This window comes from Chromobacterium haemolyticum DSM 19808, from assembly GCF_000711885.1.
GTDB lineage: Bacteria > Pseudomonadota > Gammaproteobacteria > Burkholderiales > Chromobacteriaceae > Chromobacterium > Chromobacterium haemolyticum.
Map to the genome: position 1 here is coordinate 13,811 of NZ_JONK01000041.1, position 16,994 is coordinate 30,804.

Annotated in this window: 14 protein-coding genes; 8 read left to right on the forward strand and 6 right to left on the reverse strand. The window is 63.4% G+C overall.

Translation table 11 applies throughout. The annotated features are described in order from the left end of the window. Positions 1–712 precede the first annotated feature (712 nt). Both entS and BR71_RS18455 read right to left on the reverse strand, forming a co-directional pair. Positions 713–1,993: an enterobactin transporter EntS gene (gene entS, locus BR71_RS18450; RefSeq protein ID WP_043641036.1), complete on the reverse strand. Its 1,281-nt coding sequence runs from the start codon at positions 1,991–1,993 to the stop codon at positions 713–715. 628 nt (positions 1,994–2,621) lie between these two features. After that, entirely contained in the window at positions 2,622–4,223 is a 1,602-nt protein-coding gene (locus BR71_RS18455) for a phytoene desaturase family protein (RefSeq protein WP_043641038.1), read from the reverse strand. A gap of 149 nt (positions 4,224–4,372) precedes the next feature. Here BR71_RS18455 and BR71_RS18460 point away from each other — a divergent pair, with 149 nt between their 5' ends. The 4 genes from BR71_RS18460 to katG all read left to right on the forward strand — a co-directional run bounded on the left by BR71_RS18460 (position 4,373) and on the right by katG (position 8,752). Then, a complete protein-coding gene (locus BR71_RS18460; RefSeq protein WP_043641040.1) occupies positions 4,373–4,798 on the forward strand; it encodes an Lrp/AsnC family transcriptional regulator in 426 nt (141 codons plus the stop codon). A gap of 597 nt (positions 4,799–5,395) precedes the next feature. Beyond that, entirely contained in the window at positions 5,396–5,956 is a 561-nt protein-coding gene (locus BR71_RS18465) for a DUF2975 domain-containing protein (protein ID WP_043641045.1), read from the forward strand. Positions 5,957–5,965: 9 nt separating this feature from the next. Continuing rightward, positions 5,966–6,199, forward strand: a complete 234-nt coding sequence (locus BR71_RS18470) for a helix-turn-helix domain-containing protein (RefSeq protein ID WP_043641048.1) — start codon at positions 5,966–5,968, stop codon at positions 6,197–6,199. 342 nt (positions 6,200–6,541) lie between these two features. Continuing rightward, the gene (gene katG, locus BR71_RS18475; RefSeq protein ID WP_043641051.1) at positions 6,542–8,752 is read left to right on the forward strand and encodes a catalase/peroxidase HPI; all 2,211 of its coding nucleotides are present in this window, start codon (positions 6,542–6,544) and stop codon (positions 8,750–8,752) included. A gap of 146 nt (positions 8,753–8,898) precedes the next feature. On the opposite strand, the gene BR71_RS18480 is transcribed toward katG, so the two are convergent. Both BR71_RS18480 and BR71_RS18485 read right to left on the reverse strand, forming a co-directional pair. Next, positions 8,899–9,333 carry an outer membrane protein assembly factor BamE gene (locus BR71_RS18480; protein ID WP_052370823.1) on the reverse strand — a complete coding sequence of 145 codons (435 nt, stop codon included), beginning with the start codon at positions 9,331–9,333 and terminating at the stop codon, positions 8,899–8,901. A gap of 43 nt (positions 9,334–9,376) precedes the next feature. Beyond that, complete coding sequence (locus BR71_RS18485) at positions 9,377–10,951, reverse strand: YadA family autotransporter adhesin (RefSeq protein WP_156039041.1); 1,575 nt, start codon at positions 10,949–10,951, stop codon at positions 9,377–9,379. Between BR71_RS18485 and BR71_RS24330 the strand changes: the two genes are divergently transcribed. Together BR71_RS24330 and BR71_RS23105 are read left to right on the forward strand one after the other, a co-directional pair. After that, positions 10,941–11,165 carry a hypothetical protein gene (locus tag BR71_RS24330; RefSeq protein ID WP_156039042.1) on the forward strand — a complete coding sequence of 75 codons (225 nt, stop codon included), beginning with the start codon at positions 10,941–10,943 and terminating at the stop codon, positions 11,163–11,165. The genes BR71_RS18485 and BR71_RS24330 overlap by 11 nt on opposite strands. Positions 11,166–11,697: 532 nt before the next feature. Next, positions 11,698–12,267 (forward strand): GNAT family N-acetyltransferase, encoded by a 570-nt coding sequence (locus tag BR71_RS23105; RefSeq protein ID WP_052370825.1) that lies wholly within the window; start codon positions 11,698–11,700, stop codon positions 12,265–12,267. Here the strand turns inward: BR71_RS23105 and BR71_RS24335 are convergent. Next, positions 12,260–12,493 carry a hypothetical protein gene (locus BR71_RS24335; protein ID WP_156039043.1) on the reverse strand — a complete coding sequence of 78 codons (234 nt, stop codon included), beginning with the start codon at positions 12,491–12,493 and terminating at the stop codon, positions 12,260–12,262. The genes BR71_RS23105 and BR71_RS24335 overlap by 8 nt on opposite strands. Before the next feature lie 354 nt (positions 12,494–12,847). Here BR71_RS24335 and BR71_RS18495 point away from each other — a divergent pair, with 354 nt between their 5' ends. Next, positions 12,848–14,521 carry a GMC oxidoreductase gene (locus BR71_RS18495; protein ID WP_208854904.1) on the forward strand — a complete coding sequence of 558 codons (1,674 nt, stop codon included), beginning with the start codon at positions 12,848–12,850 and terminating at the stop codon, positions 14,519–14,521. Between the two features lie 36 nt (positions 14,522–14,557). Here the strand turns inward: BR71_RS18495 and BR71_RS18500 are convergent, their stop codons facing one another. Continuing rightward, positions 14,558–15,760 carry an FAD-dependent oxidoreductase gene (locus BR71_RS18500; protein ID WP_043641057.1) on the reverse strand — a complete coding sequence of 401 codons (1,203 nt, stop codon included), beginning with the start codon at positions 15,758–15,760 and terminating at the stop codon, positions 14,558–14,560. A 136-nt stretch (positions 15,761–15,896) separates the two neighbouring features. Between BR71_RS18500 and BR71_RS18505 the strand changes: the two genes are divergently transcribed. Next, a complete protein-coding gene (locus BR71_RS18505; RefSeq protein WP_052370827.1) occupies positions 15,897–16,721 on the forward strand; it encodes an AraC family transcriptional regulator in 825 nt (274 codons plus the stop codon). Positions 16,722–16,994: the final 273 nt, after the last annotated feature.

Sequence of the window (16,994 nt, forward strand, 5' to 3'; positions counted from 1 at the left end):
CATTGGAGCATGGCCTGGCGCTCTAGCACTCAGAAATCAAGCGGGGCCGCTTTGGGCTGCCCCGCTTTTTTTGCGTGCGCCGACTCGTTTTGTATCCGCTACGCGGATGATGATTTTGATTGCCGGGACAGCCCGAACAGGGCGCCGCTTAAGACCTCGGGACAGCCATCCGACGGCAGGCCTGAAGGGACCTGGGATGCGTCGCATTCGTCGCTTATTCTTGGTTCTCTTGAGATATCCACAGGAAAGAGCGGGGGCGCTAAGTTACCCACAAACATGACCGGCTCTGCCAAACCATTCTTCTTTTTCAAAAAGACAACTTTGGGAGCGCCCAAGTGTCCCCTTGGGGGCGCTCCGGGTTTCGCGTCCTGGGGGACGAGGGGGGATGTAAGGGGGGAGGCCAGCTCCCTTCCCGTTCGCCGGGCGGAACCGGTCCTAAATCACCATCCGTGCGGCGGATTCAAACTCCCCTACACTAGCCAGCGCTTCATAGAGGATGCAAAAAGGGCGGAACCCCCAACCGAGGTTTCCGCCCTGCAACGACATTAGCTCCAACAAACCCTTGGCGCTAAGAACCTGCTTACGATCTGCTGCGCGTTGGCGGGACTGTTAGACAAGGGCGTTGAAAACGTCTCATAAATGCTCATGTACTACTTGTGCATTCCGCTTTTTCAGCCGTTTTCGCCTTAGCTCGCGAGATCGTAAGCACGTTCTAAGACCCCGCGCCCTGCCGCGCCGGCTCCCCGGCAGTCTCCGCCCCGGCGGCCGCGCCGCCAGCCAAACGCCGCAAAGACCCAAAAGCCCCGCACATCGCCAAACTGGCCGCGGCGGCCACTGCGCCGAACCACCCCACCGCCGTCAACGGCGCCAAGGCTCGCGCCAGCGCGCCCAGGCCCAAAGCGCCCAAGCCATCGCCCACCACGTCCTGCGCGTTCCACAGGCTATTCACCCGTCCCAGCAAATGATCCGGCGTATTGCCCTGCACCAGCGTGAACTGCAACAAAGACGCGATGGAACCGAAATAACCCAGCAAAGCCAAGGCCAGCAGGCCGTAGGCCAGATGATGGACCAAGCCCAAGGACGCGATGCTCAGGGACGAGGCCAGCACGCAACTCAACATCACCGCGCCAGGACGGCTCAAGCCGCCCACCCAGCCGCTGGTGAACGCGCCTATCATCGCGCCCAGCGGCACCGCCGAATACATCAGGCCCACCTCGAAAGCGCCGCCGCCGTAGCCGTCTTCCGCCAAGGACGGATACAGCACCCGCACCGCGCTGAGCAGGGTTTGCAGCGTGCCCACCGCCACCACCGCGCCCACCACCTTGTTCTGCCACAGGAATTGGAAACCGTCCAGTAGGGAACGCAGCGGATGCGCCGGCTCCCCGCCCTGCGGCTTCAGGGATGGCAAACGCGTCAGCGGGATCAAGGTGGCCAGGGTGCCGACGCCGGCCAGCAGATAGTTCCAGTTCACCCCGGCGGCGGCGATGATCAGCCCCCCCAGCAGAGGGGACAGCACGCCGCCGATGCGCATGGTCAGCATGCTCAACGCGCCGGCGGCCGGCAGGTTTTCACGACCAACCAGCACCGGGATGGACGCCATCAGCGAGGTGATGCCGATGCCGCTGAAAAAGCCGTCCCAGGCCGACACCACGTAGAGCGCCAGCACCGAGGGATGGGTCATGAAGCCATTGAGCGCCAGCGCCAGAAAGCCCAGGCCGCACAGCGAGCGGCCCAGCAGAATCAGCCGGCGGCGGTCCATGCGGTCCGCCAGCACGCCGCCGCACATCAGGCCGGCGAACATACCGATGCCGTCCAGCGCCATCGCCGCGCCCACTTGCAGGGTGGAGCCGGTGAGCTGATGGATTTGCACCGGCACGGCCACCATCAGAATGCCGAAGGCGAACACCGAGATCATGCGGGCGATGAAGATGGAGCGAAAATGCGGGTTGAGCCTGAGCAGGCTGAAATCGACAAAGATGGGCGACTTTTTCATGACAGGTTTTTTTGATCTCGACAGAGGTGGAGGCCGCGCGGCAAACGCCGACGCGGCCGGCAAGAGGGTGTGCAGTTATGGATGCCGCATGGTAACACCAGCTGTCTGTATTAGGAATCATTTGCATTTGAACGCATCCATCAGCCACCGTGGCTGACGCTGAGCGCCGGCCTGGGCCTGCAGGACACCAAGGTGGCTCAAAGCGACGCCACCAGGATCCTGGGCAATCCATTCAACCACGCGCCGTACCTAGTGAACCTGGGCTTCAAGCCACGACGGGATCACGACTGTTCCTCGGCGGCGGCCTGAACCGGGTGGGCCGTTACGACTCCGACACCACTAAGAGCCTGTTCAAAGTCTAGCGAGCAAGGACGAGACAAGGCGAAAACGAGCGTAGCCGCACCAGCGGCGACTCCACCGTGGCCAGCCTCAACGCCGGCCAAGAGCACGCCGCCTGGACGGTGCGCGGCAACAATCTGGGCGTGATCGCCGCTCCGCGCACTGTCGCGCCAAACCGTGGATTACCGCTTCGATTCCCGCTTGATTGCCCTTTAGCCCGCCTGCTCCGCTGCGGGCCTTTTTTCACCTGGCGCACGGGGCCGGCCCCGCAAGATCTTGCGCCGGCGGCTCAAACCATGCGGCGCCCCAGGTCCCGCAGCACCTCGCGCGCCGCGTTGTGGCCGGGCGCGCCCGTGACGCCGCCGCCGGGATGGGCGCCGGCGCCGCAGGTGTACAAACCGGGAATGGGGCCGCGGTAGTCGGCGTGGCCCAGCATGGGCCGTGCCGAGAACAGCTGATCCAAGCCCAGAGCGCCGTGGAAGATGTCGCCGCCCACCAGGCCGAAGGTGCGCTCCAGGTCCAGCGGGCTCATGATCTGCCGCCCCAGCACCGCGGCCTTGAAATTGGGCGCGTAACGGGTGACGGTGTCTATCATCAGGTCCGCCACTTCCTCGCGATGGTCGTCCCAGCTGGCCCCATCCGGCAATTGCGGCGCCACGTGCTGGCAAAACAGGCTGGCCACATGCTGGCCCGGCGGAGCCAGCGACGGGTCCAGCGTCGACGGGATCAGCACTTCCACGATGGGCCGGCCGGACCAGCCGCGCTCGCGCGCGTCGTGATAAGCGCGCTCCATATAAGCCAGGCTGGGCGCGATGATGATGCCGCTGCCGTGATGTTCCGCCGGCGTCTTGCCCGGCAGGCAGCTGAAATCCGGCAGCTCGGACAGGGCCACATTCATGCGGAACGTGCCGGAGCCACAGCGCCAGCTTTGCATCCGGCGCAGGAAGTCCGCCGGCAGCGCCGCCGGGTCCAGCAGCTGGGTGTAAAGCAGCCGCGGATTGAGATTGGACACCACCACCCGCGCGTCCAGCCGCTCGCCGCGCTCCGTCACCACGCCCACCGCCCGGCCCTTCTCCAGCAACACCTCCCGCACCGCGCTGTCGGTGAGGATCTCCGCGCCGCGCTCGCGCGCCGAACGGGCCATGGCCTGGGTGATGGCGCCCATGCCGCCCAGGGCGTGGCCCCAAGCGCCCTTGCGACCATTCACTTCGCCGAACACATGGTGCAGCAATACATAGGCCGAGCCGGGCGCGTACGGGCTGGCGTAGTTGCCCACCACGCTGTCGAAACCGTAGGCCGCCTTGATTGGATCGCTGTCGAACCAGCCGTCCAGATAATCGCCGGCGGACTTGGTGAACAGGTCCAGCAACTCGCGCTGCTGCGCCAGTTCCAGCTTGCCCAGCCTACGCCCCAGCCGACTGGCCTTGAGCAGCTCCGGCAGCGCGCTCAGCCAGCCGCCCTCCACCGCGTTGGGCGGCGTTTGCAACACCAGCTCGCGCAGCAGTTCGGCGGCGGCGTCCAGATGCCGAGCGTAATCGTCCAGCCTGTCGGCGTCTCGGCGCGAGAAGCGTGCCACCTCGGCGGCGGTGCGGCCCGGCCCCACTTTCAGATAGCCGCCGTCGTCCAGCGGCAGGAAGTTGGACAAGGGCCGCTCCGCCACTTTCAGACCATGGCGCGCCAGCTCCATGTCGCGGCTCACCTTGGGATTGAGCAGCGACACCGTGTAGGCGGCCACCGAGTTGCGAAAACCGGGGTGAAACTCCTCGGTCACCGCCGCGCCGCCCACCACGCCGCGCCGTTCCAGCACGGTCACCTTCAGCCCGGCCCTCGCCAGGTAATGGGCGCACACCAGGCCGTTGTGGCCGCCGCCCACAATGATCGCATCTCGCATCGCTCCGCTCCTCGTCTCAGGGGAAGCCTCATTCTCGGGTCAAGTTCGGCAAATTGCAGCGCGCATAGAGACGAACTGTTGGATATTATTGATCGCATTGACGAAAAGTCCGGCATAGCGCCAAACCGCCACCCCCGCATGGAGCCGCCATGGACGCCACCGATCAGCAATTGCTCGCGCTGCTGCGCGAAAACGCCCGCGCGCCCACCGCGGAACTGGCGCGCCGGCTGGGCCTGTCCCGCACCACGGTGCAAAGCCGCATAGAACGGCTGGAGCGCGGCGGCGTGATTTTGGGCTATAGCGTGCGCACCAGCGCCGCCCACGACGCCGCCCAAGTGCGCGCACTGGTGATGATCAGCGCCGCGCCGCGCTTGAGCCCGTCGATAGAAAGCGCCTTGCGCCGGCTGCCCCAGGTGCGCACCCTGCACTCGGTCAGCGGCGTCCATGACTTCATCGCCGGCGTGGAAGCCGCCGGCGTGGCCGAGTTGGACGGGTTGATAGACCGCATCGGCGCGCTGGAGGGCGTGGAGCGCACCAGCACCGCCATCCTGATGACCACGCGCATAGACCGCTGAACCGGCCAGCGCGGTCAAGGCGTGAAACGGCCTCGACATTGCCGCTCTCAGCCCGGCGCTGTCTCCCCGGCACGCCGCCAATCCCCACGCCAGCAAAACGCACAGCAGGCGTGCGCGCCGGCCGTGGCCCAGCGCTTTAAGCATGCGTCGGCGCCAGACATTCGGCCCCCCATCCAGACCGAGGCGCCAGCTCGCCGCTTGCTTGATTTGCATCGCTCATCATCAAACCTCTTTCGTTCATCCGGCGCGCAAACACGCCAGGCATCTCGGAGAGCACGCGAGGGCAAGCCCGCCTTCACGTGAAGTTGATGACTGTATTACATAAATTAATTACTGTTAAACAATAATAAATTGTTGTTGCTCATGTAGACACCGCTCAGCACGTCTTCAATCCGTCCAAAAGCCGCGCCCAGCCTGGGCCGACGGCTCACGAAGCCCCCATGCAACGACAAGCCCAAGGTGTGTGCTAGCCGCAACGTTGCGAAAATCAAACTTGCACAGCAAAAAATTATCGTTTTACAATAACAAATAATTGTTTTGCGATACCTAACCAACTCCCTTTCTCAACGCCTTTCCAACCACTGCTAAGGAACTCTCATGAACTCCACACGATTGAGCCGCTATTGCGCCGTCATGGCCTACATCACCGTCTTGGGCATCAGCGCCATGCTGCTGTTCAATATCCTGTTCTGGCTCTTTCCCAAGTCCATTATCGACGCCGGCTTGACCATCTCCGTGGACACCGTCAGAGGGTTTTACGGCTCAAGCGAATTCGATCTTCCAAGCCTGCCGCTGTGGCAACGCGCCGGCGGCGTGGTCCTTTCCTGCATCCCCCTGCTGATCCTGGCGCAAGGCCTGAACGCCTTGCGTCGCCTGTTCAAGCTTTATGCTCAAGCGGAATATTTCACGGAGCGTTCCGCCGCGCTGTTGTCCAAAGTGGGTTCCAGAGTCGCGCTTTGGGTGTTGGCGGACCTCGTCTCCCAGCCGCTGATTAGCGCCTGGCTGACCATGATGCGGCCGGAGGGGCAGCGGCTGATCGCCGTCAGTTTCCACGCTGAAAACCTGGAAAGCCTGTTCATCGCCGCCGTGGTCATGATCATTGCGCGCATTCAGCGAGAAGGCATTACGCTGGCGTGCGAAAATAAGCAATTCATCTGAAAGCGACACATGCCCATCAAAATCCATCTGGACATGCTGCTCGTCCAGCGCAAGGTCAAATCCAAGGACCTGGCCCAGGCAATCGGCATCACAGAACAAAACCTGTCGCTGTTGAAACAAGGCAAGGTCAAGGGCTTCCGGCTCTCCACGCTGGAGGCGATCTGTCTGTATCTGGACTGCCAGCCGGGCGACTTGCTGCAACTGGTGCCGGCTGAGCCGGACGCCGACAACGACAGCGTATAAGAACCTGTTTACGATCTCGCGAGCCTAAGGCGAGACAAGGCGAAAACGACTAGAAAACGGAATGTACGCGTGGTGCATGAGCATTTGACGAGGTGTTCAGCGCCGTATCGCCAATACGCAGCGGATCGTAAACAGGTTCTAAACCCTGAACGCGACTTGAGCAGGCAGTTAACTCTCCAGCCCAGGAACTATGTGGCGCGCCTAATGAACTAACTATCACCAAAGCATGATTGATTGACGGAAGCCATAGGGCTGATTGAAATTGCTCAATGGCTTCCGACTCCAAGCTTCACTAAGCTGATCCCAGCAAGTCATTGAACACCTTGACCTAAGGAGTCTGTCATGAGTAGCGCGTCCAAGTGCCCATTCCACCAAACCGTCGGCAATCCGGCTGTCGTGAACGCCCAATCCAACCGCGACTGGTGGCCCAACCAGCTCAATCTCAACATCCTGCATCAACACGCGCCGGCCTCCAATCCGCTGGAGCCGGACTTCGATTACCCCGCCGCCTTCCAACAGCTGGACTACGCCGCGCTGAAAAGCGATCTTAAAGCGCTGATGACCACCTCCCAGGACTGGTGGCCGGCTGACTGGGGCCATTACGGCGGCCTGTTCATCCGCATGGCCTGGCACGACGCCGGCACCTACCGTACCGCCGATGGCCGCGGCGGCGCGAGCACCGGCAACCAGCGCTTCGCTCCGCTCAACAGCTGGCCTGACAACGGCAACCTGGATAAGGCGCGCCGTCTGCTGTGGCCGATCAAGCAAAAGTACGGCAACCAGATCTCCTGGGCCGATCTGATGATCCTGGCCGGCAACGTGGCGCTGGAGTCCATGGGCTTTAAAACCTTTGGTTTCGGCGGAGGCCGTCAGGACATCTGGCAGCCGGAAGAAGACGTCTATTGGGGCGCGGAAACCAAATGGCTGGCCACCAGCAACGAGGCCAACAGCCGCTACTCCGGCGACCGCCAGCTGGAGAATCCGCTGGCCGCGGTGCAGATGGGCCTGATCTACGTGAACCCGGAAGGCCCGGACGGCAATCCGGACCCGCTGGCATCCGGCCGCGACGTGCGCGAAACCTTCGCCCGCATGGCGATGAACGACGAGGAAACCGTGGCTCTGGTGGCCGGCGGCCATACCTTCGGCAAGGCCCACGGCGCAGGCGACCCGGCGCTGGTGGGCCCGGAACCGGAAGCCGCGCCGCTGGAAGCGCAAGGCCTGGGCTGGATCAACCGCTTTGGCGACGGCAAGGGCGAATACACCACCACCAGCGGCATCGAGGGCGCGTGGAAACCCAACCCGACGCAATGGGACAACGGCTATTTCGACATGCTGTTCGGCTACGACTGGGAACTGACCAAGAGCCCGGCCGGCGCCCACCAGTGGGTGGCCAAGAACGTCAAGCCGGAACACCTGATCCCGGACGCTCACAACCCGGCGAAAAAACACCCGCCGATGATGACCACCGCTGATATGTCGCTGCGCTTCGACCCGATCTACGAGCCGATCGCCCGCCGCTTCCATCAAAACCCGGCCGCTTTCGCCGACGCCTTCGCCCGCGCCTGGTTCAAGCTGACTCACCGCGACATGGGCCCCAAGACCCGTTACCTGGGCCCGGAAGTGCCGGCCGAGGATCTGATCTGGCAAGACCCGGTGCCGGCGGCCTGTCAACCGCAGATCAACGACGCAGACATCGCCGCGCTCAAGGCCAAAGTACTAGCCTCCGGCCTGTCCGTCAGCGAACTGGTGTCCACCGCCTGGGCCTCCGCCTCCAGCTTCCGTGGATCGGACAAGCGCGGCGGCGCCAACGGCGCCCGCATCCGCCTGGCTCCGCAAAAAGACTGGGCGGTGAACCAGCCGGCGCAACTGGCCCGCGTGCTGAAAACGCTGGAGGCCATTCGTCAGGACTTCAACGCCGCTCAGAGCGACGGCAAGCAAGTGTCGCTGGCCGACCTGATCGTGCTGGCCGGCTGCGCAGCGGTGGAAGCCGCCGCCAAGGCCGGTGGCCACAACATCAGCGTGCCGTTTGCGCCGGGCCGGACCGACGCCAGCCAGGAACAGACCGATGTGGAATCCTTCAGCGTGCTGGAGCCACAGGCGGACGGTTTCCGCAACTACCAGAAGCAAGCCTACTCTTTGCCGGCGGAAGCGCTGCTGGTGGATAAGGCGCAGCTGCTGACGCTGAGCGCGCCGGAAATGACGGTGCTGGTGGGCGGCCTGCGCGTGCTGGGCGCCAACGTCGACAATGCGCCTCACGGCGTGTTTACTAGCCGTCCGGGTGTATTGAGCAACGACTTCTTCGTCAACCTGCTGGATATGGGCGTGGCCTGGCAGCCCACCTCCAGCGCCGGCGAGTTGTACGAAGGCCGCGATCGCAAAACCGGCCAGCTCAAGTGGACCGGCAGCCGCGTTGACTTGGTGTTCGGCTCCAACTCGCAGTTGCGGGCGCTGGCCGAGGTCTATGCGCAAAACGACGCGCAGCCCAAGTTTGTCCGCGACTTTGTCGCCGCCTGGAACAAAGTGATGAACCTGGACCGTTTCGATCTGAAATAAGCACGGTTCACCGTCGGCAAACAAAGCGCGGTCCATCTGGACCGCGCTTTTTTAGGGCCTGGCCCCGCTGCTGCGCGCATGAAAAAACGAACCGCCGGTGAAGGCGGTTCGTTTCATTTCGCTCGGCTCCGGGCGTCGCGCTGGATTCAGACCCCGGCGGCGATCTCGGCGCAGGACTCCTGTCGCCAGATCACCGAGGCCACCTTCATCCGCTTGTCGAACAACAGTTTGTACTGGCAAACCCGGGCTTGCTCGCCGCCCTTGGAGCTCAGGTTCAACACATAATCCCACTCACGCACGGCCACCATGCCTTCCGCGAAGTGCGGGCGGCCGATCAGGCCGTAAACCTGTTCCTTGCTCAATCCCTGCTGGACCTTGGCCAAATTTTCGAGGTTGGGAACGCTGCCTTCCGGCTGCCAGCCATTGTGTTCAATGCTGGGCCATGTCGGGCTGGCCTGCTCGGCCAGATGGCCATCGTCTGTGATCTTGCTCAGGCGGCTGGTGCCGCAGCCCATCAAGGCCGCGCCGGCGGCCGCCAGCAACAGGTAGCGGAGAGAACCGCCGAATATCGGTTTTTTCATTATCTATCTCATTCAATATCAGCTGATTGATCTTGTGTCCCGCTTACCACTGGAAGCCCGCGCCCAGGCTGGCGCCGCCTTGACCACGGGTATTGGTGGAACCGGAGAACTTCACCACCCAGCGGCCGTTGTCGGACAACGAGGACAGCCCCACCGCAATGGCGGACTCGCCGCCGGTGGTGGCCGTGGCTACGGCCAACATGTTTTTGCCGGGCAAGAAGGCCTGCGGCAGACCGGCCATGGCCATCGCGCCGGCGGCGGCGCCGAACGCGTCGCGGCGCGTATCGGACAGATCGGACCGGAGCTGCTTGAATTGCTGCTGATTGTTGAAGTTGGCCGCATTCAGCTGATCCACATTCACCGCGTCCGTGCCCTGTGCGCCGGCCGCCACATTGTGAATGGTCACCGGTCTGCCGCCGTCCCCGCCCACCAGGGTGACGTCGTTGCCGGCGGTCGTCGTCGTTGTCCGGCCGGAGGGGTCGGAATACTGCACCGGTCCGCTTCTCTGCAGACGATCGATCGCATCGCCGACATTGTTCACGGTCTTGCCGTAAACGGTGTAGTCCGGGCCGCTCACCGCCCCGGTTTGAGCGTTGTAGGACGCGCCGCCGCCCAAGGCGGCCGCGGTTCCCGCGCCCGCCTTGTCCACTTTGGCGCTCACGCGCTGCACCGCCTGGTTGGTCGCGTTCAGCTGGCTGCCGTTGACCGCGTCCGTGCTGGTCCCGCTCACACGGCCGGCGGCGACATTGCTGATTTGACGCTCATTGCCCGCGCTGCCCACGCTCACCACGCTGGAAGGCGCCGCGCCGGCATAGTTGTAAGTCACGCCGTCCACCACGCCGCTGGCGGTGGGATTGGCCGCCGCGGTCCGGCTGTTGGCGCCCAAGGCGACGTCATTGGCGTTACTGGCCTGGGCATTGCTGCCTATCGCCAACGCATTGTTGGCTGTGGCCGCGGCGTTGTTGCCCACCGCCACCGCATTGCTGGCGTTGATGTTGGCGCCCGCATTGTTGCCGATGGCCACGTTATTGCTGCCGGACACGTTCTGGCCGGCCTGGCTGCCGGCGGCGAAGTTGCCGTTGCCGGTCACGCCGCGGCCGGCGGAAACACCCACAGCGGCATTGTTGTTGCCGCTGACATTGGAGCCGGCGTAGGAGCCGTTGGCGGTATTGTTGCTGCCGTTGATGTTCCAGCCGGAGAAGGTGCCGCTGCTGGTGTTGTAGCTGCCGGTCACATTGCGATTGGAGTTGTTGCCCAAGCCGGAGTTGAAATCGCCCTGGATGTCCTGAGCCGAGTTAGCCCCGCTGCCGGTGTTGCCGGTGCCGGTAACGTTGCGGATGGTGTTGATGCCGGCGCCGACGTTGGCATCGCCGGTAACGTTATAGCCGGAGTCGTTTCCCATGAAGGCGTTATTGTTGCCTTGTACGCGGGTACCGGCGTTCTGGCCGATCGAGGTATTGTAGCCGCCGTTCACATTCACGCCGGCGGCGGCGCCGAACGCCGAGTTATTGGTGCCAGTCATATTGCTGCCGGCGCCCACGCCATAAATCGAGTTATTGCTATTGGTCGCCACCCCCGGATCCACCGAACCCGCGCCGTAGACATTATTGCTGCCCACGCCGGAGATCGTGTCGGCGCTCGCCAAGGCGGACCAGGAACAGGCCACGGCCAAGCCAATTGCGCTCAACGCCAAGGAAGACAAGGACAAACTCTTTGCTGCAGATACTTTGTTACTCATTTCACAGACCACATTCTTCAAGATTGATGGAATTCACCTAAGGCAAGTCTTTGCAGGCAAGCGCGCCGCCAGCTCCAGGTTTCCGGCGGGATAAGCGCAAATACGCGCATTCCGGCCTGAAACCCATGGCCGACCACGGTTCGGTCCAGGGGCGCGGCGGGGCTCCGCCGGCGGCGCTAGCTTGTCTCTGCATCCAGGCACTCCGTTCACGACAAACCGCGCTCGAGAAGGACGAGTACATGAAAAGTCCCTCTTCGGCGCGGCCAGGATCACGCTATGCCTTTGATTTTTATGAATCCTAACATTCTGTTAATATCTGTGAAAATTGAAATAATCGAATTAATTAATTCGTTTTAGCTATCAATCAAAATTGCTGATAATGAAATTCAAATAGAATATCCAAACGCCACACGCCGGATCTCTAGCCTAGGCCAAAACTATCCGGCTCCAGCGCTCGACGCGCCGTTCTGAGCATTCTCGCGAGCAAGGCGAAAGCGAGCGAAAAAGCGGAATGTATACGTGGTGCGTGAGCATTTTGAGCTTGTTTTTAACGCTGTATCGCCGACGCATAGCCGATCGTAAACAGGTTCTGAGATAATTCCGTTCTAGCTTCCCTCATCCAAGCCATGTCCATCCGCCCATCTACACCGCCCATCCGCCGGCTAAGCCCGCACGACATCTCCCCCAACTGGCTGGATGCCTTCCAGCGCCGTCAGGACGTCCGCATGGTCTACCGCGCCGGAGCCGATGGCCGGCAAAGCGTGGCCGAGCCCTTCATTGATGACTGGTCGCCAACGGAACGGCGCGAGTTGGCGTTGGAACTGGCGCGCATCGCCGCTGCCGGCGTGGTCTTGGCCTTGGAAATCGATAGCCACCTGGCCGGCTTCGCCGCCATAGACCCTCAAGTCCTAGGCCCGGACGGCGGCTACCGGCAACTGAAAGAGCTGCAAGTGGACCGCCGCTGGCGAGGCCGGGGCCTGGGCCGCGCACTGCTGGCCGCCTGCGCCGCAGCCGGCCGCGAACTGGGCGCGGACGCGCTCTACATCTCCTCGCACTCCGCCGTTGAAACCGTCGCCTTCTACGAGGCCTGCGGCTGCGCGCCCGCCCGCTGGCTGCACGCGCCGCAACTGGCGCTGGAGCCTTTCGACTGCCAGCTGGAACTGGTGCTGACCGCACAGGCTGTTGATTTTATTTAGCTATCCGCATCGATACGGCCTGCTCGTGTGATTGAGCGCCCTTCTTTTCCTCACACACGGCTTTGCATGTTGGAGATGGCGGCACTCCGATGACGCTGCCCGCTTTTATGGTCGAGTGGTACATGAGCATTTTGAGCGTGTACTCACCGTGCAACGCTTCACGAAGCGCAGCAGACTTTGAACGGGTTCTTAGCAAATCAACAAAGCCGGCCTGCGTGCCGTGCATGGCCAGCTCGGCAAGCAGTGGCCGCCATCCCTGACGCCGCGGCTCTTTTCGCCATCAAATCAGTTTTTCAGAAAACGATTTAATGTCATTTAAATATCTGTCACAAATGACAGTATCGCCCCCCCGCATTGTCAGACAAAAATCTTACCGCTTACTTAATAAGCAAACTGTTTGCCGTAATGGCCTCCTTGAGCCTGTACAAAACTTCGCGCCAAGGGAGAGGCAAGGCGAAAACCATTGAGAAAGCGGAATGGCCAAGTGTTCCATGAACATTTCGAAAGGGTACTCGCCGTGTAACGCTTCACAACGCGCAGCAGATCGTGAACAGGTTCTTAAACATGAAAGAGCGATCCCATGGCTTACTCCCCGGACAATGAACAACCTTCCCCGCTCGCCGCGCAGTTGAACCGTCGCCAGCTCTTGCTGGGCGCGGGCGCGGGCGCCGCCGGCCTGATGCTGCCGGCGTCCTCATCGGCCTTCATCGGCACGGACGCGCTCCAGCTGGCCAAGTACCAGCGGCTGATTCCCGAACTATTCCAAACCGTGCCGCGCCCTCCCGCCTACACCCCCAACCTGGTGATAGGTTCCGGCTTCGGCGGCGCCGTCTCCGCGCTGCGCCTGGCACAGGCCGGCCAGCAGGTCACGGTGCTGGAACGCGGCCATCGCTGGCCCAATGGGCCTCGGTGCGACATCTTCTCCAACGACACCCTGCCGGACGGACGCGCGTTCTGGCACCGGCGCCAGGCCAAGATGCTGATAGGCGTGACCACGCACTTCGACTCCTTCGGCGGCGTGCTGGACTCAACCGACTACCCAAATATGAATGTCTGGCGCGGCGCCTGCGTCGGCGGGGGATCGGTGGTGTTCACCGGGGTGATGATTCAGCCGGAACAACGCTATTTCGAAGCCCTGTTCGGCAACTGGGTCGGTTATGAGGAGATGAACAAGACCTACTACCCCAGGGTCCGGCAAATGCTGCGCTTGGATTCCATGCCGACCGACATCTACAACAGCAAGCCCTTCCACCATTCCCGCGTCTGGGACGCCCAAGTGCGCAAGGCCGGCTACGCCACCACGGCCAACGATTCCATTTTCAACTGGGACGTGATCCGCCAGGAACTGCGCTGGCAATCCACGCCCTCCGCCACCGTGGGCTTGTCCAACCACGGCAACTCCAACGGCGCCAAGTTCGACCTCAACCAAAACTACCTGGCCCAGGCCCAAGCCACCGGCCGCGCCGCCATCTATCCCGGCCATGAGGTGCTCAGCATCGCCTGGGACGGCAGCCGCTACGAGGTTGACGTCGTCAAGCGCGCGCCCGACGGCCGGCAACTGGACCGCTACCGCCTCAACTGCGACCGGCTCTTTCTCGCCGCCGGCTCTATCGGCAGCTCGGAACTGCTGGTCAAGGCCCGGGCTCAAGGCACGTTGCGCAATCTCAACGAACACATCGGCCAAGGCTGGGGCAGCAACGGCGACACCATCGTCACGCGCAGCTTCAGCACGCTGTCGCTGGCCACCCAGGGCACCCCCAGCGCCTCCCGCATCCACGATCCAAACAGCGGGCAGCCGCTCACTCTGGAAAACTGGTACGTGCCGGGCTTGCCGCTGGATTTGAGCACGGTGATCGGATCGCTGGGCATGGCCTTCGATCAAAGCAATCGCGGGCATTTCAGCTATAACCCGGCCACGGACCGTGTGGTGCTGAACTGGCCGCAGAACGGCAACCGCGACAGCGTGGCCGCCGCCAAGACGGTGAACGACAAAATCGCCGCGGCCACCGGCACCGTTCCGGGTTTTCCGGGGATCATAGCCGGCGTCACCGGACTAAACTGGACCGCGCATCCGCTGGGCGGCGCGGTGATCGGCAAAGCCACCGACGCCTGGGGCCGCGTCATCGGCCATCCCGGCCTGTATGTGATGGACGGCGCCTTGCTTCCCGGCAGCGCCGGCGCGGCCAACCCCTCGTTGACCATCACCGCGCTGGCCGAGCGCAACATCGAGCACATCATCAAAAACGGAAAGTAAGGCCCGCCGCCGCCAAGCCATGGCGGCGGCCGAGCCTCACGCTAAGCCAGACCTTTGCAGCAAGCGCGCGCTGCCCTCGCGCGACATCCGCAAAGCGCGTTCAGCCCGCCGCCGCATGTCCCGCTCCCAGGCGCGCAGGGCCGCCTCCGCCTCGGCCGCCGTGCTCGCAGACGCCAAGACGCCCGCCAGTGCCGCGCCGTCGCAAAGAGCGGTATTGGCTCCCAGGCCTCCGGCCGGACTCATCGCGTGTGCCGCATCGCCCAATATGGCCACCCGCTCGCAGCGCCATACCGGCACCTCGGCGGCCATCCGGATAGGACGCGCACCCAGGCAACGCGGATCGCCATGCGCGAAAACGGCCTGCAAACGCGGATGCCAGCCGCGCGTCGCCTGTTGGACCCGCGCCCGCAACGCCGCGCCGCTCAGGCGCTCATCCGGCAAGGCCCCGCCCAAGTCCTCGGCCCTCGCCACGCAGGCCCAATACCAGTAATCCGGCATCGCGCTCAGCTTCACTTCCGGCGCCATCCGCCGAGCCAGTTCCGGCAAGGGCGCGCGAAAGCGCATCGCCTCGATCACCGCCGTCAGGCCGTCGCCGAACACCACGCAGACGCCCTGTCCCAGCTCCGACGTCGACGCCTCGGCCGGCAAGGCGTCACGAGGCGTGACTCCATAGAGCACCACGGCGCCCTCGTCCTCCGGCTCCCCGTCCGGAACCAATTGCCGGCGCACCGTGGAGGCCACCCCGTCCGCGGCGATCAGCACATCCACCTCGAACTCGGGCTCATCCTCGAAGTCCAGCAACAAACCGCTGCGCGTTTCCCTAAAACCGCGCAACGCATGGCCCCAATGGATTTGTTCTTCCAGGCCACTGGCCAGGATTTCCCGCAGCGTCTGGCGGTTGGCGCTCTGGTCGCGCTCCGCCGCGTCGTCGTCCCGCGCCGACGGTCGCCAATGCGCCGGCTTCCGCTCCGACCAAACACGCAGTTGCGGGTCGATGAAACAATCGTCGCCGCCCAGCGAGCAGCTTTGACGGAACAACTCGAACTGCCTCGGCGTCAAGACACGCCTCAACGCCTGCTGGCCGTCGCCGTCGATACGCAGCCGATAACCTTGCCAGCGGCTGTCCGCAGCGTGATCGCGTTCAAACAACGTGGCGGCGACGCCGGCGCGCGCCAGGCCCTGAGCCAGGCACAACCCGCCCAAGCCGGCGCCGACGATGCCAATGCGTAGGGATTGCATCGCTTCTCCTTTGCTTTTCATGTGGACACCCGGCCTGAACCGCCGCGGCACTGGCGGCCGTCCAGGCCCTTGCCGGTGATTGTGCGCCCCGCCGCCAAAGCTGCTATAACGCTGTTTTGCCAATAAATAGTGAAAAATGGCCAATATCGTCGTCACTCCGCCGAAAGACGGAACGGACCTCAGCGAATGGACCGGCGGTCCGCCGCTGATCGCCGTACCCGGCAACGATAAAGAAGACAGCGACTACCGGCTGGGCAGCCGCGAATACGCTTGGCACAGCCATGCCCGCGGGCAACTGCTGTGCGTGGACACCGGGCTGATCCAAATCCGCACCCCGCGCGGCGCCTGGGTTCTGCCGCCTCACCGCGCCGGCTGGATTCCGCCCGGCGTGCCGCATCGGGTGCGCGTCAGCGGCGCGCTGACCGGCTGGAGCCTGCTGTTGAGCCCGGACTGGAGCCGGATGCTGAGCCCGCAAGCGCAAGTGGTGGCGATCACAGAACTGATGCGCGCCGCAGTGCGTCGCGCGGTGACGTGGACGGATTATTCGTCATGGCGGCCAGAACAGGAGCGCATCGCCGCGGTGCTGCTGGACGAATTGCGGCAAGCGCCGCAGGAGGCGCTCTGCCTGCCGATACCTGAGCATCCGCGCATCACGGAGCTGGCCCGCCGCCTGCTAACCGAGCCGGGCGGCAAATACACGCTGGCCGACTGCGCGGACGCGGCGGCAATGTCGCCGCGCACCCTGCGCCGCCATATCCAAGCGCATACCGGCATGAGTTTTGGACAGTGGCGACAACAAGCGCTGCTGATACGCGGCATGGAAATGCTGGCGCGCGGCGTCGCCGTGGCCGCGGTATCGGACGAGTTGGGTTACGCCTCGCCCAGTAACTTCATCGCGATGTTCCGGCGCGCCTTCGGCGATTCGCCGGCACGCTTTTTCGCGCGGCAAGCGCCCACCTGACGAGAGGTTGGCTGGGATCGGCGCGCCGACGCAGGCAGTACAAGTCGTACGACAAGGAGACGCAACGCAGGATCAGGGGTGTTGTTAGCGGGCCTAAGCAAGAGCACATGCCCGACCGGCCTTGACCCGTTTCTATTGAAACTTCCTATCTATTTTCACTCCGATATAACGCGCCAACCTCTTAGACCCGCTAACAAAACCTGTCGATAAATCGCAGACAGATCAATGAGAAAGCCAGCTTGAGTAAGGCGTAATGCGTATCCAGCCGCCGTT